This window comes from Verrucomicrobia bacterium S94 (assembly GCA_004299845.1).
Taxonomy (GTDB): Bacteria; Verrucomicrobiota; Kiritimatiellia; order Kiritimatiellales; family Pontiellaceae; genus Pontiella.
Genome location: CP036201.1, coordinates 3,215,021 through 3,238,829, shown reverse-complemented (window position 1 = coordinate 3,238,829; position 23,809 = coordinate 3,215,021). Strand labels below are relative to the sequence as shown.

25 protein-coding genes are annotated in these 23,809 nt (G+C 53.6%); 15 read left to right on the top strand and 10 right to left on the bottom strand.

All coding sequences use genetic code 11. From position 1 onward, the window contains the following. The first annotated feature begins 19 nt into the window (after window positions 1–19). Together EGM51_14235 and EGM51_14230 are read left to right on the top strand one after the other, a co-directional pair. A complete protein-coding gene (locus tag EGM51_14235) occupies window positions 20–256 on the top strand; it encodes a hypothetical protein (GenBank protein ID QBG48501.1) in 237 nt (78 codons plus the stop codon). Between the two features lie 124 nt (window positions 257–380). Then, window positions 381–968 carry a hypothetical protein gene (locus EGM51_14230; protein ID QBG48500.1) on the top strand — a complete coding sequence of 196 codons (588 nt, stop codon included), beginning with the start codon at window positions 381–383 and terminating at the stop codon, window positions 966–968. Here the strand turns inward: EGM51_14230 and mutL are convergent. From mutL to EGM51_14200, 6 genes are all read right to left on the bottom strand, one after another. After that, complete coding sequence (gene mutL, locus EGM51_14225) at window positions 965–2,905, bottom strand: DNA mismatch repair endonuclease MutL (GenBank protein QBG48499.1); 1,941 nt, start codon at window positions 2,903–2,905, stop codon at window positions 965–967. The two genes, EGM51_14230 and mutL, sit on opposite strands and share 4 nt — an antisense overlap. After that, complete coding sequence (locus tag EGM51_14220) at window positions 2,902–3,504, bottom strand: nitroreductase family protein (protein ID QBG48498.1); 603 nt, start codon at window positions 3,502–3,504, stop codon at window positions 2,902–2,904. Before EGM51_14220 ends, mutL begins: the two co-directional genes overlap by 4 nt. A gap of 141 nt (window positions 3,505–3,645) precedes the next feature. Next, a complete protein-coding gene (locus EGM51_14215) occupies window positions 3,646–4,008 on the bottom strand; it encodes a hypothetical protein (protein QBG48497.1) in 363 nt (120 codons plus the stop codon). Between the two features lie 74 nt (window positions 4,009–4,082). Beyond that, the gene (cls, locus tag EGM51_14210) at window positions 4,083–5,504 is read right to left on the bottom strand and encodes a cardiolipin synthase (protein ID QBG48496.1); all 1,422 of its coding nucleotides are present in this window, start codon (window positions 5,502–5,504) and stop codon (window positions 4,083–4,085) included. A gap of 19 nt (window positions 5,505–5,523) precedes the next feature. Continuing rightward, complete coding sequence (locus EGM51_14205; GenBank protein ID QBG48495.1) at window positions 5,524–6,810, bottom strand: glycoside hydrolase family 1 protein; 1,287 nt, start codon at window positions 6,808–6,810, stop codon at window positions 5,524–5,526. A gap of 112 nt (window positions 6,811–6,922) precedes the next feature. After that, the gene (locus EGM51_14200; protein ID QBG48494.1) at window positions 6,923–8,071 is read right to left on the bottom strand and encodes a glycosyltransferase; all 1,149 of its coding nucleotides are present in this window, start codon (window positions 8,069–8,071) and stop codon (window positions 6,923–6,925) included. 29 nt (window positions 8,072–8,100) lie between these two features. On the opposite strand from EGM51_14200, the gene EGM51_14195 reads away from it, so the two are divergent. Then, entirely contained in the window at window positions 8,101–8,709 is a 609-nt protein-coding gene (locus tag EGM51_14195; protein ID QBG48493.1) for a hypothetical protein, read from the top strand. 43 nt (window positions 8,710–8,752) lie between these two features. After that, window positions 8,753–9,715, top strand: a complete 963-nt coding sequence (locus tag EGM51_14190; protein ID QBG48492.1) for a HupE/UreJ family protein — start codon at window positions 8,753–8,755, stop codon at window positions 9,713–9,715. 93 nt (window positions 9,716–9,808) lie between these two features. Here the strand turns inward: EGM51_14190 and EGM51_14185 are convergent, their stop codons facing one another. Both EGM51_14185 and thyA read right to left on the bottom strand, forming a co-directional pair. Further along, a complete protein-coding gene (locus EGM51_14185) occupies window positions 9,809–10,288 on the bottom strand; it encodes a dihydrofolate reductase (GenBank protein QBG48491.1) in 480 nt (159 codons plus the stop codon). After that, complete coding sequence (gene thyA / locus EGM51_14180) at window positions 10,252–11,124, bottom strand: thymidylate synthase (GenBank protein QBG48490.1); 873 nt, start codon at window positions 11,122–11,124, stop codon at window positions 10,252–10,254. The genes EGM51_14185 and thyA overlap by 37 nt, the downstream gene beginning before the upstream one ends. A gap of 175 nt (window positions 11,125–11,299) precedes the next feature. Here thyA and EGM51_14175 point away from each other — a divergent pair, with 175 nt between their 5' ends. Then, entirely contained in the window at window positions 11,300–11,551 is a 252-nt protein-coding gene (locus EGM51_14175) for a TM2 domain-containing protein (protein QBG48489.1), read from the top strand. 119 nt (window positions 11,552–11,670) lie between these two features. Continuing rightward, complete coding sequence (locus EGM51_14170; GenBank protein ID QBG48488.1) at window positions 11,671–12,939, top strand: serine--tRNA ligase; 1,269 nt, start codon at window positions 11,671–11,673, stop codon at window positions 12,937–12,939. A 57-nt stretch (window positions 12,940–12,996) separates the two neighbouring features. On the opposite strand, the gene EGM51_14165 is transcribed toward EGM51_14170, so the two are convergent. Then, on the bottom strand, window positions 12,997–13,950 hold the full coding sequence (locus tag EGM51_14165; GenBank protein ID QBG48487.1) for a DUF1189 domain-containing protein: 954 nt from the start codon (window positions 13,948–13,950) through the stop codon (window positions 12,997–12,999). Then, the gene (locus EGM51_14160; protein QBG48486.1) at window positions 13,929–17,474 is read right to left on the bottom strand and encodes a DNA polymerase III subunit alpha; all 3,546 of its coding nucleotides are present in this window, start codon (window positions 17,472–17,474) and stop codon (window positions 13,929–13,931) included. Before EGM51_14160 ends, EGM51_14165 begins: the two co-directional genes overlap by 22 nt. 120 nt (window positions 17,475–17,594) lie before the next feature. On the opposite strand from EGM51_14160, the gene bioB reads away from it, so the two are divergent. The 9 genes from bioB to EGM51_14115 all read left to right on the top strand — a co-directional run bounded on the left by bioB (window position 17,595) and on the right by EGM51_14115 (window position 23,796). Next, window positions 17,595–18,599: a biotin synthase BioB gene (bioB, locus tag EGM51_14155; GenBank protein ID QBG48485.1), complete on the top strand. Its 1,005-nt coding sequence runs from the start codon at window positions 17,595–17,597 to the stop codon at window positions 18,597–18,599. Window positions 18,600–18,833: 234 nt separating this feature from the next. Then, window positions 18,834–19,229, top strand: coding sequence for an iron-sulfur cluster assembly scaffold protein (locus EGM51_14150; GenBank protein QBG48484.1), 396 nt, complete (start codon window positions 18,834–18,836; stop codon window positions 19,227–19,229). Between the two features lie 139 nt (window positions 19,230–19,368). Then, complete coding sequence (locus tag EGM51_14145) at window positions 19,369–19,749, top strand: DUF134 domain-containing protein (protein QBG48483.1); 381 nt, start codon at window positions 19,369–19,371, stop codon at window positions 19,747–19,749. After that, the gene (locus EGM51_14140) at window positions 19,739–19,936 is read left to right on the top strand and encodes a hypothetical protein (protein QBG48482.1); all 198 of its coding nucleotides are present in this window, start codon (window positions 19,739–19,741) and stop codon (window positions 19,934–19,936) included. Before EGM51_14145 ends, EGM51_14140 begins: the two co-directional genes overlap by 11 nt. Further along, a complete protein-coding gene (locus tag EGM51_14135) occupies window positions 19,933–20,295 on the top strand; it encodes a dinitrogenase iron-molybdenum cofactor biosynthesis protein (protein ID QBG48481.1) in 363 nt (120 codons plus the stop codon). The genes EGM51_14140 and EGM51_14135 overlap by 4 nt, the downstream gene beginning before the upstream one ends. Next, window positions 20,295–21,128, top strand: a complete 834-nt coding sequence (locus tag EGM51_14130; GenBank protein ID QBG48480.1) for a (4Fe-4S)-binding protein — start codon at window positions 20,295–20,297, stop codon at window positions 21,126–21,128. The genes EGM51_14135 and EGM51_14130 overlap by 1 nt, the downstream gene beginning before the upstream one ends. Next, entirely contained in the window at window positions 21,125–22,009 is an 885-nt protein-coding gene (locus tag EGM51_14125; GenBank protein ID QBG48479.1) for a (4Fe-4S)-binding protein, read from the top strand. Before EGM51_14130 ends, EGM51_14125 begins: the two co-directional genes overlap by 4 nt. Continuing rightward, window positions 21,882–22,913, top strand: coding sequence for an MBL fold metallo-hydrolase (locus EGM51_14120; GenBank protein QBG48478.1), 1,032 nt, complete (start codon window positions 21,882–21,884; stop codon window positions 22,911–22,913). Before EGM51_14125 ends, EGM51_14120 begins: the two co-directional genes overlap by 128 nt. After that, window positions 22,906–23,796, top strand: a complete 891-nt coding sequence (locus tag EGM51_14115; GenBank protein QBG48477.1) for an ATP-binding protein — start codon at window positions 22,906–22,908, stop codon at window positions 23,794–23,796. The genes EGM51_14120 and EGM51_14115 overlap by 8 nt, the downstream gene beginning before the upstream one ends. Window positions 23,797–23,809 lie beyond the last annotated feature (13 nt).

Below are 23,809 nucleotides of genomic sequence, written 5' to 3'. Positions count from 1 at the left end.
AAAAGTACCGATGTTCAAAATGAAGCCTGAACCGGCTCCGATGATCGGAGCCATTGTGGTTTTCATTCTGGGACTGCTGTTCTGGCTGGAGGGCCACCGCGATCCGGGGGATCTGCCCGCACACAGCCGTGCCAATCTGATTTTTGCGATATCCATCATTATATCCGGTCTTCTGCTTATTGTGGCCACCGGTCGTATGTGGTTTAAACACCTCTGGCATGATCGTTACGGAAAACAGAAAAAAAGACGCCGCTGATGGCCTTATTGCTACGCCGCCATCATCAATGGCACAGCCCGGGCGGTGCCCGCTGTAAATACCCCGATGGGATAAATTCTTAATCTAACCTCGAACCTTTGCTGATTTCTGGTAGATTTTCACTGTGAAACCAATCGATCATTTCCAGCAGAACCGCCCGGTGCACCTGGCACGGCGCGATGTCTACTTTGAACACGCTGCGAAAATGCTGCGTGCCCCGCAGTCGACAGGTCCGGAAATCAGACTGGAGGATTACGAGGAGATTCTCTTTCTGCTGCGTGTGGCGCGGCAGCATGCCGGCTATTCCATCCGGCGTACAGCCGGTGAAAATGATACCGACGAACAATTCGGGCGGTTTCTCAACATTCTGGCGGGAAACGTCAAAGCTGTACTCTCCATGTTGAACCTGCGCACCATGACGGCAAACTCGTCCGATTCATTCTTCGGTTTTCTCGGGGCAAACCAGGCTTCGCTTGCTCTGCAGGCCGAAGAGTACCAGCGCCGTGCGAATGACATTATCCGGTCGCTGCACAACACGCTTCGTATGGCGGAGGATCCGTTCGAACTGCTGAAGATCGAAAATGCCGATGCTTTTACGCCGGAAGAGCGCGAACGCTATGCCAAAGCACGGAAGCATTTTACACGCCTGATCGAAGAGGGGCGTCACCGCTATAAAATCGCAAAAAATTTCCGGCAGCTCGGGAAACATTAATTCCGGCTGAACTTTCGGTCCAGTTCCGAAAAACTGGTAAAAATCAGCGTGGGTCGGCCGCGTGGAGATGTATAGGGCATTTCAGTTCCGGCCAGATCGGCAACGAGTTTTTCAATGGCGGCATCGGAAAGCTGGTCCGAAGTCCGTACCGCCATCTGGCAGGCGGTCTGTGCAATCTGTTCCTGCAGCAGTTCCCGGGCACCCCGTTTTTTACCGGCTTTTTCCAGTGCCCGCGCAATTTCAATCAGCATTGATTCCACCGGATTATCCTGCACATACACCGGCAGCGCATCCACCATGAAAGTATCGCCGCCGAAATCGGAAACCCCGAAACCCAGTTCGTTCAGAATGTCGATATGTGAGCGGACGATCTGCGCATCGGCGGGCAGCAGTTCCACGGTTTCGGGTGCAAGCAGACCCTGTTTCTGAACCGCGTGGGCACGTGCGGCGTGAATAAACTTTTCAAACAGTACCCGTTCATGTGCCGCCCGCGGCTCCATCAGCACATAGCCTTCTTCCGTTTCCAATACGACATAACTTCCGCCGATCTGTCCGACAATCCGACACCATCCCCATGGGGATTTAGGTTTGTCCTCGACAGCCGGCGAGGGGAAGCGGGGCGGTTTTTTCCGGAGGAACACGGTTCTCCGTGCCCGGACAACGGGGACGTTGTTTTTCCAGTCTCCTGACTCGATCGGCCTTACGCTCCAGCAGCGGTTCCGGTTTTCTGAGGATATCCTCCATCTGCTTCTGCGTTTCAATCTTCGGGCGAACGGCAGCCGGAGGGGGAGTGGGGGTGGGGGGCGAGGGGGAGGAAGATCGATCCTTTCATCGTCCGAAGGAATAAGGGATCCCGTATCCTGAACCCTGAATTCTTCATGCTGAACACGCAGCGCCTTCGAAAGCGCTTCAACAATGGCATCGCGCAGCTGATTGGGTTTACGGAAGCGGACCTCTTTTTTAGTAGGGTGCACATTAACATCAACCAGCGAAGGTTCCATTTCGATGAAAAGAAAGACGGCGGGATAACGGCCCTTCGTGACGAGCGCATGGTAGGCCTCGTTCAGGGCATGGAAAACCACCGGCGCCGAAGCCGGGCGCCCGTTTACAAAAATATACTGATCCTGCCGGTCCTTCCGTCCGGTCTGCGGCAGGCCGGCATAGCCTGAGATTTTATAATCGGAATCCGAATGGCTGATTTCGCGCAGCTGCTCGAAAAATCCATGGTTATAGAGTTCCGAAATACGGTCTTCCATTTTTCCGGACATGGGCAGGTTATGGACCATGCGCTCATCCACCTTCAGCGACATACCGATATCCGGATGGGCAAGCGCCATGACCAGAAAGAGTTGACGAATGTGGGAAAGCTCGGTCTGTTCCGCCCGCAGAAATTTCCGGCGGGCCGGCACATTAAAGAAAAGATTGCGGATTTCGATGCGTGTACCGACCGGGCAGCCGATATCCTCGCAGCTTAGAAATTTTCCGCCGGCAATCTGAATTTCGGTTCCGGCCAGCTCCTCTTCCGGGCGGGTAATGAGCGTAAAACGGGAAACCGAGGAAATCGCCGCGAGGGCCTCACCGCGGAATCCCATGGTCCGGATGTTTTCAATATCCGCTTCCGACCGGATTTTGCTGGTGGCGTGCCGCTCAATCGATAGCAGTGCCTGATCGCGGGTCATCCCGCAACCGTTGTCTGTAATCGAGATTAACTGCCGCCCGCCGCGAATCACTTCCACATCAATCTGTGTGGCTCCGGCATCGAGCGAATTTTCAAATAATTCCTTCATGACCGAGGCCGGGCGTTCGACCACTTCACCAGCGGCAATCTTATTGATCACCTGATCCGGAAGCATCTGTATGACGGGTTTTGACTGCATCGGCGCAACATAGCAGAACGTTTCCGAAGATGGAAAGGGCTGGTGGTGCGATTTTGTCAAAAGCTGTTCCTCATGACGAATTCGGAGAGGGACATCCTTTTTTTCGGGGCAGGGTTTTTCAGGGCTTTGCCGATGGCGACGAACATGCAGATGGCGTGGTCGTCGGGCAGGTTGATGATTTCAGCGACTTCTTCAAAACTGAATCCGTCCATGGGGCAGGAATCGTAGCCCATTGATTTTGCTGCAAGCATAATGGTCTGGGCGGCGATACCGCAGGAACGCATGGTTTCATCGCGCTGGACCGGATCAAGTTCCTGGTAATAATATTGCCGGATTGCGGGGGCGATGTATTCCTGCACGGGTAGCGGGGCGGAGTTCCAGTAGCGGATCGGTTCCTTTTTCCAGGCTTTGAGGTCGGCGCAGATAATGATCAGCAGGGAGGCGTCGGTGACCTGCTGCTGGTTCCAGGATACTTTTCGCAACTGCCTGCGCAGTTCTGCATTCTGCATTATCACAAAGCGCCAGTTCTGTATGTTGAATGCGGAGGGGGAATGCAGTGCGAGCGACAGGAGTTTTTCAATTTCCTGGTCACTCATGGTGTGGTCCGGATCGAAATGCCGCACGGAGCGGTGGCTCTGTATGGCGGAATGTACATTCATGGTCAGCTCTCCCTTAAAAATGGCGAGGACCTTAAGTCATTGATATTACGAATGAAAGGGAAACTTGAAAAGAATGAAAAGATGGGTTGGAACTACATGTTTTCCTGAGAGTGACCGACGGAAATACAAACAGGATGCCGTTTATTTCAAATGCTTGAGTGCGTGGAGCAGCGAATCGGTGCTCACAATTTCGACATCGTCGGTATAGTGGAAGGTCGACATAATATTCATCCCGAAGGTCTGTCTCGGATCGGAAAACAGACGGATAATCTTTTTGGCACCGGTGGCATTAAAGAGATCCATGATGTTGCGGTAGATCATTTTTGCGGGGTGCTCAAAGGTTTCGAGTGCCGTCAGGTCGCACAGAATTTTGTACTCGGGGTTCACTTCTTCAATGCGGGCTTTGCATTTTTCGAGCAGTTCGAGGGCTTCTTCTTCGGTAAAATGATCCGCCAGCATGATGTGCATACTGTTATTCGGTTTATCGATTTCAAACAGGTACATACGTTTAGCCCCCGGCACTTTCTCGCACGTTTAGACCGGGTTTCCGGTACGGCGTTGAATGCGCGATGTCGGAATTATTGAATGGGGGCCGTAAGGCGGGCGAAACGCACGGCCAGCTTGAACCACCACGGGCGGCAGTCCAGATCATCGGCGGTCATGAGGCGGGAGTCCTCAAAATCCGTCAGATACATGGCTTCCATTTCGGCAGCGAAGGCGGAGTCGAAAATCCACGCCGTGATTTCAAAATTGAGGCGGAGGGAGCGGTTATCGAGATTCGCGGTTCCGACGGCGGCGATTTTGTCGTCGACCAGAATGGTTTTGGCATGGAGAAAGCCGCGGGTATAACGATAAATCCGGGCACCGGTTTCCGTGGCGCGGTCGAAATAGGAAAAGGCGCAGAGCCAGACCGCGAGATGATCGATGCTGTCCGGAATCAGAATGCGCACATCCACGCCGCGCAGAGCGGCCAGCTGCAGGGCCGAGATGATGGCATCGTCGGGCACAAAATAAGGGCTCTGAATCCAGATGCGTTTAGTGGCCGAATTAATGGCCTGCAGAAACATCAGTGACGCGGCTTCAAGTTCATCGGCCGGGCCCGATGGAACCAGAAGAGCGGGTATGTCCGCCTCTGCTGCGGGTTCCGGTTTCCAGTTCAGGTGAAGCAGGGGATCGTCGGAGGCCCAGTGCCAGTCGGTGCAGAAGGAGAGCTGGGCGGAAAGGGCGGCCGGACCGGTTATCCGAATATGCGTGTCCCGCCAGTTTCCGAATTTCGGATGTTTTCCCAGATATTCATCCCCGACGTTGTGTCCGCCAACCCAGGCGGTTTTTCCATCGGCCACAACCACTTTGCGGTGATTCCGGAAGTTGATCTGAAACCGGTTGCGCGGGCCCTTCCGCGTATTAAAGGCATGTACGGCAACACCGGCGTTTTTCAGGTTGCTGAGATATCCGGCCGGCAGATCATGGCTCCCGATTTCATCATAGAGAAAATAGACCGTAAGACCCTGTTGCGCTTTTTCCGCCAGGGCCTTTCCGATCCGCCGTCCGATTTCGTCGTCATGCACAATGAAAAACTGGAAAAGGATATAGTGTTCAGCCAGTTCAATTCCCGACAATATGCTTTCAAAGGTTTTTTCTCCGTTGATGAGCAGTTCGATGTGATTGCCTGTTAAAAGGGGCAGATCCGCCAGCAGTTCACCGGCCTTTAGTCCGGCGGGCAGTTCCTCCGCAGGAATCCGGTAGTTCGACAGGCGGTCGATCAGCCCTTTGTATTCCTTCTCGAAATCGGAGCCGATCATCCGTTTGGCGGTCACATAGCCCTCAAATTTACTGCGCCCGAGAATCCAGTAGGCCGGCACGGCCAGCAGCGGAAAAGTATTCAGCGAAACGCCCCAGGCAATAGTCCCCTGCGAGGTACGGCCGGTCATCAGCACATGGATGGTCGAAACAATTCCGAGTACCTGAAACAGCCCTGCCAAAAGAATCCAGACCGTCATAATTTATCTCCTGTACACCTTAACAGCAGATGCCGTTGTTTTTGATGATTTCGCTGTATATTTCGGCACTTCTGCGGGGTTTCCGTTTCAGCTCAGGATCGTCGGGGTCAACATCCACCAGACCGAAACACATATCAAAACCCTCTTTCCACTCAAAATTATCGATGAACGACCAGTGGTAATATCCCAGCACCGGAATGCCCGCTTCCAGACATTGGTAAACCTGTTTTAAATGTTCAATGATGTAGGCGGCGCGTTTTTCATCGGTCCGGTCGGCAATACCGTTTTCGGTGATGACAATCGGTTTTCCAAAGGTTTGCCAGACGCGGGAAATAACGGTGCGGATGCCGGGCGGCCAGATCTGCCAGCCGTAATCATTTTTTTCAATGCCCTCCGGCGTGGCTTCGGGATCAATAAAACCGGTGCGCCAATGTTTCAGAGAAAAGCGCAGTGTCATCCGGAAATAATAATTCACCCCGCAGAAATCGATGGAATTTTTCAGGCCCGGGATTTTTCCTCTTCCGTAAACCGGATGCATTTTTCCGGTTTTAACGGAATAGTCCCAGGCATCGTTCACAAAACGCCGGCCGATGGCTGCGGCCAGCCGCTCGTACCCTCCGGCCGGCCCGCGGGATCCCCACGTTTGCAGATCCGGATAGGCCATGGCATAGCCTACCTCCGCATCGGGGTCGTATCGATGGATAATCTGATAGGCTCCGGCATGGGCCTGGAGCATATGACGAACCACCCGGCGCAATTCAAAATAATTCCGGCGGCCCGGCGGAAAGTCGGCCGAAAAATAACCGGCCAGCGCCGCCACCATCGGTTCATTCAGGGTAATCCATTGATACGGAAAAGAACCGAATTCCTGAACCATGCGCTCTACATAGCGCAGGAACCAATCCACCATTTCCGGATTCCGCCAGTCGCCTTTTTTCGCGGCCCATTCGGGGACGACCCAGTGGTGAAGGGTCAGGCAGATTTTCAGGCCGTGTTTTTTCAATGACTCGAAAATGCTGCGGTAATGCGCAATGGCGGCTTCATCGAACCGGCCCTCTTCGGGCTCCACCCGTGCCCATTCGATGCCGACACGAAAGGCCTGAAGGCCCATCTGTTTCATCAGGGCGTGGTCTTCCTCGAAGCGGTTCCAGTAATCCACCGCTCTTCCGGAACTGGGCCGGGTTTCGGAGGCCAGTTCCCAGTGCCACCAGTTAGAGTGCCGGTTGTTACCTTCGATCTGATGGCCGGACGCCGCGCTGCCCCAGACAAAGTTTTCCGGAAATTTTAAACACGTGTTCATAAGCATGTTTTAACCGTGAAAAAACGAAGGGAATGTAAGGTTTTTCCGGGTTTGTTTTCAGTTTCGCGTTTACTGCGCTTTCCGGCGGTTAATGTTCTCTATGTTATCATCAGCAATATTATGTTCTGGGGATGAGAATGATGCCTTCGTTCATGTGTTCGACCGCGTTGTTGACAATATCGCGGGCGGCGGAAGGCCGGCCGAGGGCCCGCGCATTGGCGCGCATACGCTCCAGTTTTTCCGGATTTTTCAGCAGCTCGTCAATGCGGTAGGGCAGTGTGGTGATGTTATCAGGACTAAATGCCGCGCCGTTTTCGAGCAGATACACCGAGTTGAACACCTCCTGCCCGGGAATCGGGTTCCAGATCAGCATCGGCAGGCCGCAGGCCAGACATTCAGCAGTGCTCAGTCCTCCGGGTTTTCCGATGAAGAGCGACGCCATGGCCATCCATTCATGCATTTCCGTGGTAAAGCCGAGGACGTGGTAGTTGATATTTTCCGCCGGATTTTCCCCGATATATTTTTCAATCGCGGCCTTCAGTTTTTTATTGTTGCCGCAGATGATCGCCAGGTTGCACGGCTGCCGGATGCCGCTGAGCATATGCGCCATATCTTCACCGGACATCACGCCGAATGCGCCGGCGCTGAGGAGAATCAGCGGAAGTCCGGGATCGACGTTATGTTTTTGGAAAAAGGGTGCGGGGTCGCCAAGGGTTTCAAATTTCGGATCAATCGGGATGCCGAGCACCTCGATTCTCTTGGGAGGATATTTCAGTACGCGCAGCTGTTCCCGGCTCTCCTCCTTGGCCACATAAATCCGGCTGATGTACGACTCCAGCCAGGAGGCGTGCACATAGTAATCCGTCACAACCACATTCAGATCGGTAGCCAGACCGTGTTTCCGGATCATGGTGGAAATAATGTCGGACGGCATAAAATGGGTGCTGAAGCAGAGATCCGGCTGGTATTTTCTGATTTCCTTCACCAGCGGCAGGCTCTGCATGCGGTGCATCAGCATCCGCCCCTTTTCCTTCACCCAGGGCTGATCGGTGTCGTTGAATATATATTTCCAGAGTGCCGGCGCCTTTTTAACGGTTTCGATATAGAGGTTGGCATAGAGTTCCTGGAAAACCTTGTTGGTATATTCCAGCGCATCAATCAGCCGGACGTCTGAAAAGCGAGGGTCCTGTTCACAGACCGCCGCCAGTGCTTCGGCCGCCCGCCGGTGGCCGTTGCCCGCATTGGCATATAACACCATAGCTTTCATAGGTCATCTCTCCGTTTCAGCCGTTTAGAATGAAGTGGCATGCAGGTGCATACAATCCTTTTCAGCCGCGATATTCTATCGCAAATCCGCCCACTTTGGTGTTTAAAGACCGCATGCAACTGTTTAAAGAACCTCTGCTTCATTTTGTACTGCTTGGCGCGCTCTTTTTCGGGGCCTATGCCTGGCTGAACCGGCCGGACCGGGCTGAACGCCTGGTGATTACCGAGTCCGCGGTCCGTCAGCTGACGGAAGAGTTTTCCCGTGACTGGAACCGCGATCCGACCGCTGAAGAACTGCAGGAACTTCTGCACGACCACATCCGCGAAGAGCTTGCCGTGCGTGAAGGGCTGGCGCTGGGGCTTGATCAGAATGATCCGGTTATCCGGCAGCGCATCCGCCAGAAACTGGAGCTGATGGTTGAAGAGGAGGCGGTTGTCCGTGAGCCGACCGATGAAGAGCTGGCCGTTTATCTCTGCGAAAACGCCGATCTGTTCTGCGATGAAAACGGAGTGCTTCCGGAACTGGACCAAATCCGCAATCTCGTTATTTTTGAATGGGAAAACCAGATCCGACTCCAACAGCTTGATCGGTTTTACAACGACCTGGAATCCAAATACGGCGTGCAGATTGAGCAATAATATGGCGGCAAACAATACCCAAAGGCCTCATCGAATCAGACGCATGGGGGTTTATGCTTTCCTGTGCTCATTATGGCTGATTGTTTTCACATCATCAGCCCACGAAATGAATACAGCCTATCTGGAGCTGCGCGAACACGAAAGCGATGTCGGGGTGCTGGTGCGTATTCCGGAGTTCGGAAAACCCTTCTCCATTGTGTTTCCCGAGGGCGCGGTTGAACGCTCCGAACCCATCACCCGGATTATCGAAGGCGGAACCGTTAAAACGTGGCGTATTTCCATTCCTGACGGTTTGATGAATAAGTCTATCGGTATTCAGGAGCTGGAAACCAATGATCTGCTCGTCCGCATCCAGCTTAAAGACGGTTCCGAACAGACGTTGCGACTGACGCCGGATGATCAGAAGTTTTCCATTACGGGGGCACCGTCGCAGGCGGCTGTGGCCGGAACCTATTTTGTGCTTGGTCTTGAGCATATTCTTGAAGGAACGGACCATCTTCTGTTTGTGCTGGCGCTGCTGATTCTGGTGAAAGGCTGGAAAAAACTGACCGGAGCGATTACGACGTTTACCGTGGCACACAGCATTACGTTGGCTTTGGCTTCATTAGGATTTGTACATGTGCCCGCCCCGCCGGTGGAGGCCATTATTGCGCTGAGTATTGTATTTGTGGCGTGTGAAATTATCCATGGGCGACAGGGGCGCCCCGGCATTACCGAAAAATCGCCCTGGCTGGTGACGCTTTCCTTCGGTCTGCTGCACGGGCTGGGTTTTGCCGGAGCCCTTTCCGAGATCGGCCTGCCGCAGCACGCCATTCCCGCAGCGCTGCTCTTTTTTAATGTCGGTGTTGAGGCCGGTCAGTTGCTGTTTGTTGCAGCGGTCCTTTCTTTTCTCGGGGTGGCACAGAAATTCAGGCTGCCGATACCGGCATGGTCTTCCTGGATCCCGCCTTATGCCATTGGCACCGTGGCGATGTTCTGGGTGATCGAACGCGTGGCCGGTTTTTAAGGATCGAATAAACGGTGCGCCGGGAGGGGCACCCGGCCTACAGGTCGTGGCTATCCGGTGTGCAAACGATTCCGAACCTGTTCGGGACGTTGCTCAGGATATGCGGCGGTAGGAAACGATGGAATATTCGGCGGTTTCTTCGAGGATTTCGTGCCGGGAAAACCCATCGAGCCAGGCGTCATTGAAAAATGTGTCGCCTTCGACGTCCTGTTTGACGGTGGTAACGAGGATTTCGTCGCAAAGTTCCAGGGTTAAATCATAAACAGCCGCGCCGCCGCAGAGGATGGCGTCTGCCGGAATTTCATCGGCGGAATGAATGGCGGTTGCGTTTTTGAATGCGGCATCGGGGTTACGGGTGAGGACGAAAATTTCCCGTCCTTTCAGCGGCGGCAGGCCTTCGAAGGTGGTGCGGCCGACGACGATTTTACGGTTCATGGTCGTGCGTTTAAAAAACTGCAGATCGCCTTTGCAGTGCCAGGGCAGGCCGCCGTCTTTTCCGATGACGCCGTTTTGTGAGCGGGCAACAATTGCTTTCATTAAACCGCCACCTCGCCTTTGATTGCCGGGTGACATTCGTAGCCGTCGAGTGAGGCGTGCCGCCACTCCCAGTCGAAAATGGAATCATATCCCTCGAGTCTCAGCGTCGGCGGGGCAAAGGGTTTGCGTTTCATCTGTTCGTTAAGCTGATCGAGGTGGTTGACATAAATATGGGCGTCGCCGAGGAAGCCGATCAGTTTACCGGCTTGCAGGCCGCATTCTCTGGCGATGAGTTCGAGCAGCAGTCCGTAGGACGCGATATTGAAGGGGATGCCGAGAAAGATATCGCAGGAACGCTGATTCCAGAGCAGGTCGAGGATGCCGTCGTTGCAGAGCAGCTGATAGGAATAGTGGCAGGGCACGAGCGCCATCTGATCGAGCTGCTGCGGGTTCCAGGCGTTCACCAGAATGCGGCGGCTGTCGGGATCGGTTTTGAGGGTTTCAATGGCCTTGGCCAGCTGATCAATCCCGCCGGTAAAGTCGGCGGACCCGAATTCATAGTGTCCGTTAAAATTGCGCCACTGGAAGCCGTAGATCGGACCGAGGTCTTTTTCGGCGGCCATCGCCTTCAGGGTTGCTTCATCGTGGCCGTAGGGAACTTTGGCGGGGGTGCACCATTCGTTCCAGATTTTACAGCCGCGTTCCTGAAACCAGGCTTTGTCGGTGACGCCTTTGATAAAGCCCTCCAATTCGACCCGCAGGGTTTTCCAAGCCATTTTTTTGGTGGTGAGCAGTGGAAATCCATTGGCCATGTCATAATCAATCATACAGCCGCTGACGGAAATCGTATCCGTTCCTGTGCGGTTGGTTTTCCGTTTGCCCTCACGCAGGACTTTTTCCACCACCTGCCTGTAAACCTGATCAATATTCATGCTCGATTTCCTGTCTTTTCAAATGCTTCAGAAGCTAGCACGGCCGTATGGAAACATGAATTCCTAAATCCCGCTAAAGCGGCCGGGGAATCGATTCTTGACAATCTTTAAAATAAAATCATTTCATTCCCTCAGTCAGTCGGGGGTGTTCCCGGCGCAAAATAAAGGAATTCAAATGAGTGCAGATGCGAGTAAAAAAATACCGGCCGGAATTCTGGGTATTCTTCTGGGAAGTCTCGGTATTCATAAATTCATTCTGGGTTACACGAAAGAGGGCGTCATTATGCTGTTGGTCAGCCTCCTGACCCTCGGTTTCGGTGCCTGGGTGATGGGGATTATCGGTCTGATTGAAGGTATTCTGTATCTGACCAAAAGTGATGAGGAATTTGTCAGCACCTATGTGAGCGGCAAAAAAGGCTGGTTTTAGTTTCCGAAACAAAAAGGCTGTGTATGAGGCGGGGAAATTTCCCCGCCTTTTTCATTCCAAACGCTGAAGGATTAGGCGAATAATACGGGCTCTTTTTTCAACCGAACCGGGGATGTAAAATGCTGGATATTCGATTTATTCGTGAAAATGCCGATGCTGTGAAAACGGCCATGAAAAACCGTAAAGCCGATGTGGATATTGATGCGGTGCTGGCGCTGGATGCCCGCCGGCGCGAGATTGTGGGCGAGGTTGAAGCGCTGAAAGCGGAACGCAACAAAATTTCCAAAAGCATCGGGCTGATGATCAAAGAGGGCAAAGATCCCGAAGCGGTCAAAACACAGGTCCGGGAAATGGGGGATAAAATTTCCGCGTTCGACGAAGAACTGCGGGATGTTGAAGCGAAGCTCAGAGAGGGCCTGCTCTATATTCCCAATATGCCGTCCGACACCACGCCGATTGGCGAATCCGAAGAGGATAATCCGGTGATTCGCACCTGGGGCGAAAAAAAGGAACTGGGATTTGAGCCGAAGCCGCACTGGGATCTCGGGGCGGAACTCGGGCTTTTCGATCTGGAGCGCGGGGCGAAACTTTCCGGTTCCGGTTTCCCGCTGTTTACCGGAAAAGGGGCGAAGCTGGAGCGGGCGCTGATTCAGTTTATGCTCGATCTGCATACCGAAGAACACGGGTACACGGAAGTGGCTCCGCCGTTTATGTGTAATGCCGAAACCATGACCGGTACCGGCCAGCTGCCGAAGTTTGCGGAAGATATGTATTCGGTGCCGCTCGACGGGCTCTATCCGATTCCGACCGCCGAAGTACCGGTAACCAACATGTATGCCCAGGAAATTCTGGATCGGGAACTGCCGATTCTGCATACGGCTTATACCCCGTGCTTCCGCCGCGAGGCCGGTTCTGCCGGTAAGGATACCCGGGGGCTGCTGCGGGTGCATCAGTTTGATAAGGTGGAAATGGTGAAATTTACCACGCCCGAAACCTCCGAAGAAGAACATGAAAAGCTGACGGCGGATGCCGAACATGTGCTGCAGAAACTCGGCCTGCACTACCGGGTCATTGAACTCTGCACGGCTGATATCGGGTTCAGCGCGGCCAAATGTTATGATCTCGAACTTTGGGCGCCTGCGCAGAATAAATGGCTGGAAGTTTCCTCCTGCTCCAACTTTAAGGATTATCAGGCCCGCCGCGCCAATATCCGCTACCGCGATGAAAACGGGAAGCCGCAGTTTGTGCATACGCTCAACGGCTCCGGCGTTGCCCTGCCGCGACTGGTGATCGCTATTATGGAAAACTATCAGAACGAAGACGGATCGATTGATCTGCCGGAGGCGATTCAGCCGTATATGGGCGGGCTGAAAAAACTGGAAAAATAGCGGTTTCGAAAAGGATGAAAATCCAGGGGTTGGAATATTTCCAGCACCTGGATTTTTTTATGCGGCTTCGTCGAGTGTCGCTATCTGCTTCGGGTCAAGTGCCGCTTTAAGATTGGTGCGGTTTTTAGGGGTTTCCTTTTCCCGGTTGGAGCAGGCGGCAATAGCGAGCAGCAGATAGCCGAAAATGACGGCAGGATAGATATAGCCGGGAATAGAAATATCGTAGGCGAAACAGGTGGTGAATCCGGTAACGGCCGGAGTTGATGCTGTAACGGCAAGGCGCATGGTGTCTTTGAAACGTAACGGGCGGCGTGCGATGCCGGCGATTATCCGTCCGGCCGTTGCTACGAAGATCATGAGCATGACGGCGACCAGGTAGGCAAGTATGCAACAGATGCTGCAGATGAGCGGGGTCGCTATTTCATAGAAGATTTCCAGCCATTTTTTGATCTGTTCCTGATTAATAATCCATCCGTTTACGGTGCTGAGATCGAGCTTGTTGAACCTTGGCGGGCCGTTACGGACAATCAGTTTGGTTTCGGTAAGCATGACCTGAACGGAAGGAGGAGGGTCAATAAAGTTTACGTTTCTGGTGGTGTCGATGATAGCCACCGGATTGCCTGCCTCATTGTTTATATAGCAGGGCATTTCCGTTGACACATTTGCAATACCGTTTTGAATCCGGATTTCGGGAAGCTGTTTAAGGATAGCATCTGCGTCGGTTTCCAGTATGTGCAGAATCTGATCGCGGTACTGGAGGGCCGGTAGAATGGAGCAAACGACCGTCAGCAGAAAGAGATAAATCAGGTTGGCCCCCTTCCAGTTCAGGCCAACGTCCCGGTAGAGACGAGGTGAAAAAAACGCCATAATCGGCATTTGCAGTATATTATATTTTTTAGTTTTCATTGCAAACTTAACAAGCAATATGAATACCAATTTTTCCGGAAAGCCAGAGAAAGGTTTATGGAATTCCAGGGTTTGTTTCCGCGTTATCCTTTTTTCCGCTCCCATTTCCGCGGTTTCGGCGGGTTTTTGAGGGCATCGGATTTGGCCGCAACAAACACGGTTCCTTCACCGATAATCTGTTCGATTTCACGCACCAGTTCGGCGCAGGGGCGAACTTTGTAATCGTGATCGGTATTCAGAAAAATCTTCTGTCCTTCGGCAAATTCAATACAGATGTGCAGGGGAATATTGCCGCGGAATTTCTGAACGGTGCTTTTCAGGTCGGCAATCACCTGTTCATTCACCCCGATTTCCGGAAGATGGATGCTTATCCGGTCGCAGAAGGTTGATGCGGCGGCATCGAGCGGAAAGATTTCCATAACCTGGAGTTTCGGGTCGCCGCCTTCCTCGTCCATCATGGTTCCGCCGAACATCAGTGTGGCGTCTTCGGTAATCAGGTGGCCGTACTGCTCAAACGGTCCCGGGAAAATGATGGCATTAATGGAGCCTTCGAGCCCTTCGATTTTAAAAACGGCCATCGGTTTCTGGTCCTTCTTCGTGAAAAGCTTGCGCATTTCCGTAACCATCCCACCACAGCGCGTCCGAGTTCCCGGCAGCAGTTTGCCGACTTCAGCCACCTTTTTCAGAGCAAATTTATCGAGCACCCATTCATAGCGGGCCAGCGGGTGACCGGAAATAAAGAAGCCAATCAGCTCTTTTTCGGCGGCCAGCATATCGGATTCGCTCCAGGGTTTTACATCCGGCAGCTCGTCGTCGGAACCCGCCGAGCTGGCTTCGGCTTCGCTGTCGGCCATCATATCGAACATCGACACCTGACCGGACGCCTTATCCTTCAGGGCTTCGGCGGCGCGGCCGATGGCAATATCAATACCGTTGAAAAGCTGGGCCCGGTGCGCGCTGCTGAAATCGAATGCGCCGGAGCGGATCAGACTTTCCAGCACCTTTTTATTGGCGCTGGTGACGCGGGCGCAGAAATCCATCAATCCGAGATACGGCCCGTTTTCATCGCGTTCTTTCACGATTTCCTCCACCACGCCTTCGCCGACGCCTTTGATGGCGGCGAGTCCGAACCGGATGCCGCTGCCGTCCTGCACGGCATTAAAATGCCCGATGGATTCGTTGACGCTCGGCGGCAGAACATCGATGCCCATCTCCTTGGCTTCACCTATAAACTGGGTCAGTTTATCAGAGTTGCCCATTTCACCGGAGAGCAGGGCCGCCATAAATTCGGCGGGATAGTGGGCCTTCAGCCAGGCGGTCTGATAGGTCACAAATCCGTACGCAGTGGAGTGGGATTTATTAAAACCGTATTTCGCGAATTCCGTGATATTGTCGAAAATCTTATTCGCGAGTTTTTCGTCGATATTGTTGGTTGTTTTGCACCCTTCAACGAATTTTCCGCGCTGCTCGGCCATCACCTCCGGCTTCTTTTTACCCATGGCGCGGCGCAGAATATCCCCCTGGCCGAGCGAGAAACCGGCGAGTTTCTGGGCGGCCTGCTGAATCTGTTCCTGATAAACGATAATGCCGTTGGTTTCTTTGAGAATCGGTTCAAGAATCGGGTGGTCGTATTCGACTTTTTCCTGTCCGTGTTTCCGTTTGATATAGGTTGGGATAAACTGCATCGGCCCCGGACGGTAAAGGGCCAGAATGGCGATGATGTCTTCAATGCAGTCCGGTGCGACCTGCCGGAGGGTGTCGCGCATGCCGCCCGATTCCAGCTGGAATACGCCCACCGTGTCGCCGCGGGCCAGAAGCTCGAACGTTTTTTCGTCCTTGATATCCAGTTTTTCCGGGTCGATCTCAACGCCGTGGTTGCGTTTGATCAAATCGCACGCTTCATAAATGATGGTCAGGTTTTTCAGCCCGAGGAAGTCCATCTTCAACAGGCCGATCTCCTCGGTGGGACCTTTTTCAAACTGAACGACGGTCAGCCCCTCTTTGGCCTCTTTGGTCAGCGGAATAATTTCGATCAGCGGCTTTTCGCCGATCACCACGCCGGCGGCGTGCATTCCCGTATGCCGGGGCAGTCCCTCCAGCAGTCGGGCATATTTCATAATACGCAGGGCGTCGGGTTCCGTACTGGTGGCCTGTTTGAATTCCGGACTTTCCGCCAGGGCCTTTTCCATGGTGGTCCCCGGCGTATCCGGAATCATTTTGGCCAGTCGGTCGCAGTAGGGCAGGGGAATTTCCAGTACGCGGCCGAGGTCGCGCATCAGGGTTTTGGCACCCAGCGTTCCGAAGGTGATGATCTGGGCGCAGCATTCCTCCCCGTATTTCTCCCGCACATACTGAATGACGTCCTGACGTCTTGTCGGACAGAAATCGATATCGAAGTCCGGCGGTGACACACGGTCCGGATTCAGGAACCGTTCGAAAATCAGGTTATACTTCAGCGGCTCAATCGTCGTAATCGCCAGCGAATAGGCGAGCAGCGATCCCGCGCCCGACCCGCGGCCCGGACCGACCGGAATACCCTGGCCGCGCGCCCACTGAATAAAGTCGGCCACCACCAGAAAATAGTTGATGTAGTTGGTTTTCTCGATCACGCCCACTTCGTAGTAAAAGCGCTCGTTGATCTCCTTTTCGTAATCGTTTTTCGGGTTGTCCAGATCTTCGATGCCGTACAGTTTGCGTAATCCTTCTTTGCCCAGATAAATCAGATAGTCGAGATCACGGGAGAAACCTTCCGGCAGCGGAAACTTTGGAAAATGAAGATCCTCCGCCTTTTCCGGGAAAAAGAATTCCACGTTGCAGCGCTGTGCAATTTCAATGGTATTGGAAATGGCTTCCGGATGATCCTTGAAAAGTTCGGCCATCTCCTCGCCGCTTTTCATATAATACTGATCGCCATGGTAACGGTACCGGTTCGGGTCCGCCACCAGATAGCCGCGCTGCAGGCAGGTCAATACATCGTGCGCGTCGGCATGCTCCTGCCGGATATAGTGAACATCATTGGTGGCAACAATCGGCAGACCGGTTGCTTCGGCCACCTGCAGCAGCTTTTCCTTTAGCCCCTTTTCCTCCTCCAGGCCATGGTCGAAGAGCTCGATGAAAAAATTGTCTTTTCCCATGATGCCGGAATATTCCAGGGCCAGATCGATTGCTGCTTTCAGATCATCATTCCGGCACGCTTCCGCCACTTCGCCGCGCATATCGCCTGAAAGCGCGATCAGCCCTTTGCTGTATTTTTTCAGCAGTTCCTTATCAATACGCGGCTTGTAATACATACCTTCGAGGTGGGCGATGGAAACGAGGCGCACCAGATTTTCATAGCCTTCCTGCGTTTCCGCCAGCAGCACCAGACTCATGTTGTCGCGCATCGACTCGCGGTGGGCAATGCCGTGCCGCGCCACATACATATCGCACCCGATGATCGGTTTGATACCGGCGGCGTAGCATGCCTTATAAAATTCCACCGCCCCGTACAGCACCGCATGGTCGGTCATCGCCAGATACTGCATGCCCATATCCGTTGCGGCCGCCACCGAATCCTTCACCTTTGCTGTACTGTCCAGCAGGCTGTAGCAGGTATGAAAATGAAGATGGGCAAACGGTACACTGTTCACGGAAAAAGGCCTCCAGAGGTTGGAAAACGATTAAGATAAATTTCGGTTCAGGGGATTCCCAGAACAAACTTCCAATGGTTGGAACTTTTCTAATTCGGACGCAATCTCCCTTCGTTCTGAATGACTTTCGTGGTTAAATTTTCGGCTTTATTTGAGGAAGTCATGATCGATCAGGTTAAAGAAAAGTGTATTTCCGGAACCGGCTGCTCGGCGGATGAAGCGCTGGCGCTGGTTGAATGGGATGAAAACGAGCTGCTGGCGGCGGCGACGGAGATCCGCAAAGCGTTTTTCGGGAATAGCATCGAGCTGTGCTCCATTATCAATGCCAAGAGCGGCAGGTGCGATATGGATTGCCGGTTCTGCTCCCAGAGTGCACATAATTCAACTGAGATTGATGTTTATCCCTTTATGGATTCCCGAACCCTGGAACATCAGATCCGTGAGGATATCAAGGACGGTAATCGCAAATGCGGAGTTGTGACCAGCGGCGGCAAGCTTTCAACCACGGAGTTGAAAGAGCTGGCCGGTGTAGTCAGAAAAATCGGCGGTGGAGAGAAAACGGCGGTTTGCGCGTCGCTGGGCCGTCTGACGCCGGAAGAGCTCGCCATGCTGAAGGCATCGGGTGTTACGCGTTTTCACCATAATATGGAAACATCGGAAAATTTTTATGCCGAAATCTGCACGACCCAGAGCTGGAAACAGCGGCTGGAGACGGTAAAGGCGGCACAGGCCGCCGGGTTGAACGTCTGCAGCGGGGGGTTGTTCGGCATGGGGGAGCGCTGGGAAGACCGGATTGATCTGGCTATCGCCCTGCGGGAACTCGGTGTTGATTCAGTCCCGATCAACTTTCTTTATGCGCATCCGGGCACGCCATTGAAACGTCAGAAGCCGCTGAGCGCGGCGGAGGCATTGAGGATTATTGCGGTGTACCGCTTTCTTCTTCCCGATGTGACACTGCGTATCTGCGGTGGCCGTGCACATATTCTCGGTGACCGGCAGTCAGAACTGTTTGCCGCCGGGGCTAACGGTCTGATGACGGGGAATTACCTGACCGTTGCCGGTTCGCAGTATGAATCCGATCTGGAGATGATCGAACGGCTTAACCTGGCTGTCGAACCGGTTTAAAAAGAAGGTCAGGATTGGTTTCGCTGAGAAACTTATTTCATACATTATAATGTATGAAATAATATGCTATGCCTGTATTAAAAGATTTTTACGATATCATACATTTAAATGTATGAATTAATATCCCGGTCAATTACCGGCCATTCTGTTAATCCGTATAATATGTACCGTATTTTATTGACCTGATCGGGAGCTGGCGTTTTGATTCGGCGCTTCAGCTCTTCAGGAGGGCATATGTACGAAGATATCATTAAACAGCTCGAGGAGCGCGCAAAGCGTTTCGGGCCGATGCGCGATGCAAACGGCCATGCAAAAGTGCACGGTGAGTGCGGCGATACGGTTGAGGTCTGGCTGCGGATTGATGGGGGTAAAATTCGAAAGAGTTCCTTTCTCACGGACGGATGCGGCTATTCAAAGCACTGTTGTTCGACGGCGATCTGTATGTCGGAGGGCATGACGGTTGCCGAAGCGGAATCGATGACCGGGGTGGACGTGCTGCGGCAGTGTGATCCGATTCCGGAGGATCATTTTCATTGCGCGGATCTGGCGGCGGAGACCATTCATGCGGCGGTCGAAAGTTATAAGTCCGGCAAAGTGAAGGGCTGGCGGCCGAAGTTTTTCAGTCATTGACCGTCGTTTTCGATGAGGTGGGTCGTGCTGAAAAGTGTTGATCGCGATCAGCGGCATTTAAATACGGGCAAAATAACCCGCATTTTTGCTTGAGCAAGTAATGGGCATATGCTCATATCCTGGCCAAGGAGACTGATAGATGCCGAGACCTGAAAATATTCGCGAAATTGAACATATGCCTGATCTGACCTGGTTTAAGCCGGCGGGGGTACGCATGAGCGAGATTGGCGAAGTTGTACTTTCTTTCGATGAGATTGAGGCGATCCGACTGGCGGATCATGAAGGATTGTATCAGGAACAGGTCGCAGAACGGATGAATATTTCCCGGCAGACAGTCGGGCGGATCCTTACATCGGCGCGGGGGAAAGTTGCTGATGCGTTAGTAAATGGAAAAGCGATCCGAATGGAAGGCGGGGCGGTTGTGATTCGCGGGAAAACCTGCTGCAGAAAAGGGCAACGACGCCGGCGGCGGGGTGTATGTGAACAACCAAACGCAAAGGAGGCACAAGATGCCGAATAGAAATGGAACAGGCCCCAATGGTGAGGGCCCGATGACTGGACGAGGTGCAGGAAACTGCACGAACAATGGCGCTGCACGCGGTCAGCAGACCACACGGCTGGGCCGGGCGATGCGACGTGGAAACCGCTGTGGCGGTGGACGGGGAATGGGCATGAGAGGCAATGGACGGAATGGGGCCGGGCAATGAAGATTGCCATCAGTACATCCGGCGAAAATCTCAGCGCGCCCGTGGATACCCGTTTCGGGCGCGCGCCGCGTTTCCTGATTTACGATACAGAAACAGGAACGTTTTCGCTGAAGGAGAATAAGCAGAACCTGAATGCTGCACAGGGGGCGGGTATTCAGTCCGCCGCCTGTGTATGTGAAGAGCAGGTTGATGCAGTGATTACCGGAAACTGCGGGCCTAAAGCGTTTGCCGTGCTTGATGCGGCAGGGGTTAAGGTCTTTACGTGCGAAAACACGGTGGTATCGAAGGCGGTTGAGCAGTTGCGGAAAGGTGAATTGCAACCGGCGGAGGAAGCTAACGTGGAAGGCCATTGGGTATAATGAAAATTGCCGTGGCATCCGGAAAAGGCGGAACGGGTAAAACGACCCTCTCCTGTGCAATGGCGTTTGCCGTGCAGGAGGAGGTCACGCTCCTCGACTGCGATGTGGAGGAGCCGAACAGTCATTTTTTTATCCGTCCGGAAATTGAAAGCCGGGAACAGGTCTGCCGACCTGTACCGGCTGTTGATTCAGCGGTGTGTACCGGGTGCGGTGAATGTGCACGGGTATGCCGGTTCAATGCGGTGGTGAGCGTAGGCAAAAAGACGCTGGTTTTTAATGAGCTCTGTCACAGTTGCGGGGCCTGTATCCGGATCTGTCCGACCGGAGCGCTTAAAGAAATAGAAGAGCCGATCGGGCAGATTGAAACCGGCCGGCGGGATCATGTCCGTTTTGTTTCGGGTCGGCTCGATGTGGGGCAGGCGATGTCGCCGCCGCTCATCCGTAAAACGCTGGAGCACGCTTCGCCGGATGGCCTTACGATTGTGGACTGTCCGCCGGGGACATCCTGTCCGTATGTAACGGCGGTGAAGGCGTGTGATGCCGCGATATTGGTAACCGAGCCGACGCCGTTCGGTCTGCACGATCTGAAGCTGGCGGTGGAAACTATTCGCGATCTGGGGGTTCCATTCGGAGTGGCCGTAAACCGGGTGACTGACGAAGCGCATCCGATTCGCACGTATTGTGAGGCTGAGGGGATTCCGCTGCTGGTCGAGGTTCCGGAAGACCGCCGTGCGGCCGAGGCCTATTCCCGTGGCGAATCCATCAATTCGGTGATGCCCGGACTGAATGAAACACTGCGGGCTGTTCCTGAAAAATTAAAGGCGATGTTATGAAGGAATTAGTGATTATCAGTGGGAAAGGGGGCACGGGGAAAACCAGTATTACGGCCTCTTTCGCGGCCCTTGCGGTACATCCGGTGCTGGCGGACTGCGATGTTGATGCCGCCGATCTGCATCTGATTCTGCAACCCGAAATTCAGACATCGGAAAACTTTGTAAGCGGTCATCTGGCTGAAATACGGTCCGGAGACTGTATGCAATGCGGTCTATGTATGGCGGTCTGCCGTTTCGATGCGATTAAGGATTTTAATGTGGATGTGATGGCGTGCGAGGGCTGCGGCGCGTGTGTGGAGTTCTGTCCGGAACAAGCCATTGATTTTCCGGAACAGGAATGCGGAGTCTGGCATCGTTCAAAGACGCGGCACGGTTCCATGGTACATGCACGGATGCACCCCGGGGCCGAGAATTCCGGCAAGTTGGTAAGTCTGCTGCGTTCTGAAATCCGGAAAATAGCGGAAAAAGAAAAGGCCACGGTGGTGCTGGTTGACGGCTCTCCGGGCATCGGCTGTCCGGTGATTGCTTCCATTACCGGTGCGGATGCTGTACTGGTGGTTACCGAACCGACTCTTTCCGGAGAGCACGATCTTGAGCGGGTGCTTCAGTTGATTACCCACTTCCGGATTCCGGCAATGATTTGTGTGAACAAGTGGGATATTAACCCGAAAATGACTTCACGGATTGAGGCGCTGGCGAAATCGATGAAGGCGGTGCCGGTCGGTCGTATTCCATATGATGCGGCAGTGACTGATGCTCAGGTCAATGCCCGGGCACTGGTCGAGAGTTCCGATGGCGCTGCCGCCCGGGCAGTACGCGAAATCTGGGAAACCATTCAAAAACAGCTTTTCGCTGAGGAGTGTTGTCATGTCACCTCGTAAACCTCCAACGGGCACACTCCAAAGCGAATCTTTTTTCTGGAACGGGCAATCGGGCGGTACATTCCGGGGGCTTCGGATTCTGGTCGATAATACAGCGGCGGAGGGGCTGATGGTCGAGCATGGCTTTTCGGTGCAGATTGACGCGGGCGGTAAAAAAATTCTGATGGATACGGGACAGGGCCATGCGCTGGAGCAGAATGCGGAGGCATGCGGATTCGAGCTGGCGGATGCGGATATTTTTGTGCTGAGTCACGGTCATTATGACCATACGGGTGCAGTTGATGTGGTACTTGGGGAAAATCCTGAGATTCAGGTGTATGGCCATCCGAAAATTTTCAGTGAACGTTTCAGTATTTATCCGGGGCGGGATCCGAAAGAGATTTCCATGCCTGCGGAACAGCGGCTGCTGGTGGCGAATCTGACGGATTCGCATCTGCACTGGGTCCGGGAACCGATGGAAATTGCGCCCGGAGTTGGATTGACCGGTCCGATTCCACGTTCCCATACACTGGAGGATACGGGCGGGCCTTTTTTCTGTGATCGGGAAGGGCTGCGGCCGGATCCGATCAGGGATGATATGGCGATGTGGATTGAGACTCCCGATGGATTACTGGTGGTGTGCGGATGCTGCCATTCCGGTCTGATTAACACGCTCGACTACATAAGAGATACGACCGGCGGAAAACCGGTTCTCGGTATTATCGGCGGACTTCATCTGAAAAGCGCGACGGAAGAGCGGTTGGCCGCGACGGTCGGGGCCCTTCGGGAATTTGCTCCGGCCTTTATGGTTCCGTGTCACTGTACCGGAGAGGCGGCGGTGAACTGTTTCAGGGATCATCTCGATGCAGAAATTATATCCGGTTTCGCCGGTTTTAACATGAGGTGGAGAAAGAACGATGAGTGAATGCGCTGCGAAACCTCCGCATAATCCGGAAGAAGAACGCCGGAAAATCAATGACCGTATGGCGCGGGTGAAGCATAAAATCTGCGTGTTGTCCGGCAAAGGCGGTGTCGGGAAAAGTACCGTGGCGGTAAATCTGGCGGTTGCGCTGGCGGAAGCCGGCCGGCGTGTCGGTCTGCTGGATGTTGATATTCATGGTCCCAGTGTTCCGACGATGCTCGGGATCGGTCCGCTTCTGCTGACGGGGACCGACGAAGCGATTCAGCCGGTTTATGCCGGAAGCCTGAAGGTGATGTCGGTGGGTTTTCTGTGTGAAGATGCCGATAATCCGTTTATCTGGCGCGGTCCCATGAAAATGGGGGTTATCCGGCAGTTTCTCGGCGATGTTGAATGGGGTGAGCTGGATTATCTGATTGTCGACTGTCCGCCCGGTACGGGCGATGAACCGTTGTCGATCTGTCAGCTGATTGAGGAGCCGTCCGGCGCGGTGATTGTGACAACGCCGCAGCAGGTGGCCGCAGTGGATGTGCGGAAATCGCTGCGCTTCTGTGAAAAACTGTCTATGCCGGTACTGGGTATTGTGGAGAATATGAGCGGTTTCACCTGCCCGAAATGCGGTGAAGTGGTGGATATTTTTCTTTCCGGCGGTGGCGAATCCATGGCGGCGGATTTCGGGGTACCTTTTCTTGGAAAAATTCCGATTGATCCGGCGGTTGGCAGAGCGTGCGATTCGGGCCGGCCCTTTATTCAGAGTCATGCCGCTTCCGAAACCGCGCGGCTGCTTAATGACATTATCGAACCTCTTCTGAAGCTCGAACAGCACTGTACCGCGGACAGGGTGGAAAACGGCCGGGTTAAGAAGCTTTCGGGAAAAAATGAATTATAACCACAAAGGGACA

What these genes read in the sequence shown, in the direction of transcription:
- EGM51_14235 (QBG48501.1), top strand. Translation starts at nt 20, where the DNA reads ATGAAGCCTGAACCGGCTCCGATGATCGGAGCCATTGTGGTTTTCATT.
- EGM51_14220 (QBG48498.1), bottom strand. Translation starts at nt 3,504, where the DNA reads ATGAATGTACATTCCGCCATACAGAGCCACCGCTCCGTGCGGCATTTC.
- EGM51_14215 (QBG48497.1), bottom strand. Translation starts at nt 4,008, where the DNA reads ATGTACCTGTTTGAAATCGATAAACCGAATAACAGTATGCACATCATG.
- cls (QBG48496.1), bottom strand. Translation starts at nt 5,504, where the DNA reads ATGACGGTCTGGATTCTTTTGGCAGGGCTGTTTCAGGTACTCGGAATT.
- EGM51_14205 (QBG48495.1), bottom strand. Translation starts at nt 6,810, where the DNA reads ATGCTTATGAACACGTGTTTAAAATTTCCGGAAAACTTTGTCTGGGGC.
- EGM51_14200 (QBG48494.1), bottom strand. Translation starts at nt 8,071, where the DNA reads ATGAAAGCTATGGTGTTATATGCCAATGCGGGCAACGGCCACCGGCGG.
- EGM51_14195 (QBG48493.1), top strand. Translation starts at nt 8,101, where the DNA reads ATGAAGTGGCATGCAGGTGCATACAATCCTTTTCAGCCGCGATATTCT.
- EGM51_14190 (QBG48492.1), top strand. Translation starts at nt 8,753, where the DNA reads ATGGGGGTTTATGCTTTCCTGTGCTCATTATGGCTGATTGTTTTCACA.
- EGM51_14185 (QBG48491.1), bottom strand. Translation starts at nt 10,288, where the DNA reads ATGTCACCCGGCAATCAAAGGCGAGGTGGCGGTTTAATGAAAGCAATT.
- thyA (QBG48490.1), bottom strand. Translation starts at nt 11,124, where the DNA reads ATGAATATTGATCAGGTTTACAGGCAGGTGGTGGAAAAAGTCCTGCGT.
- EGM51_14175 (QBG48489.1), top strand. Translation starts at nt 11,300, where the DNA reads ATGAGTGCAGATGCGAGTAAAAAAATACCGGCCGGAATTCTGGGTATT.
- EGM51_14170 (QBG48488.1), top strand. Translation starts at nt 11,671, where the DNA reads ATGCTGGATATTCGATTTATTCGTGAAAATGCCGATGCTGTGAAAACG.
- EGM51_14165 (QBG48487.1), bottom strand. Translation starts at nt 13,950, where the DNA reads ATGGGAGCGGAAAAAAGGATAACGCGGAAACAAACCCTGGAATTCCAT.
- bioB (QBG48485.1), top strand. Translation starts at nt 17,595, where the DNA reads ATGACTTTCGTGGTTAAATTTTCGGCTTTATTTGAGGAAGTCATGATC.
- EGM51_14150 (QBG48484.1), top strand. Translation starts at nt 18,834, where the DNA reads ATGTACGAAGATATCATTAAACAGCTCGAGGAGCGCGCAAAGCGTTTC.
- EGM51_14145 (QBG48483.1), top strand. Translation starts at nt 19,369, where the DNA reads ATGCCGAGACCTGAAAATATTCGCGAAATTGAACATATGCCTGATCTG.
- EGM51_14140 (QBG48482.1), top strand. Translation starts at nt 19,739, where the DNA reads ATGCCGAATAGAAATGGAACAGGCCCCAATGGTGAGGGCCCGATGACT.
- EGM51_14135 (QBG48481.1), top strand. Translation starts at nt 19,933, where the DNA reads ATGAAGATTGCCATCAGTACATCCGGCGAAAATCTCAGCGCGCCCGTG.
- EGM51_14130 (QBG48480.1), top strand. Translation starts at nt 20,295, where the DNA reads ATGAAAATTGCCGTGGCATCCGGAAAAGGCGGAACGGGTAAAACGACC.
- EGM51_14125 (QBG48479.1), top strand. Translation starts at nt 21,125, where the DNA reads ATGAAGGAATTAGTGATTATCAGTGGGAAAGGGGGCACGGGGAAAACC.
- EGM51_14120 (QBG48478.1), top strand. Translation starts at nt 21,882, where the DNA reads ATGCTCAGGTCAATGCCCGGGCACTGGTCGAGAGTTCCGATGGCGCTG.
- EGM51_14115 (QBG48477.1), top strand. Translation starts at nt 22,906, where the DNA reads ATGAGTGAATGCGCTGCGAAACCTCCGCATAATCCGGAAGAAGAACGC.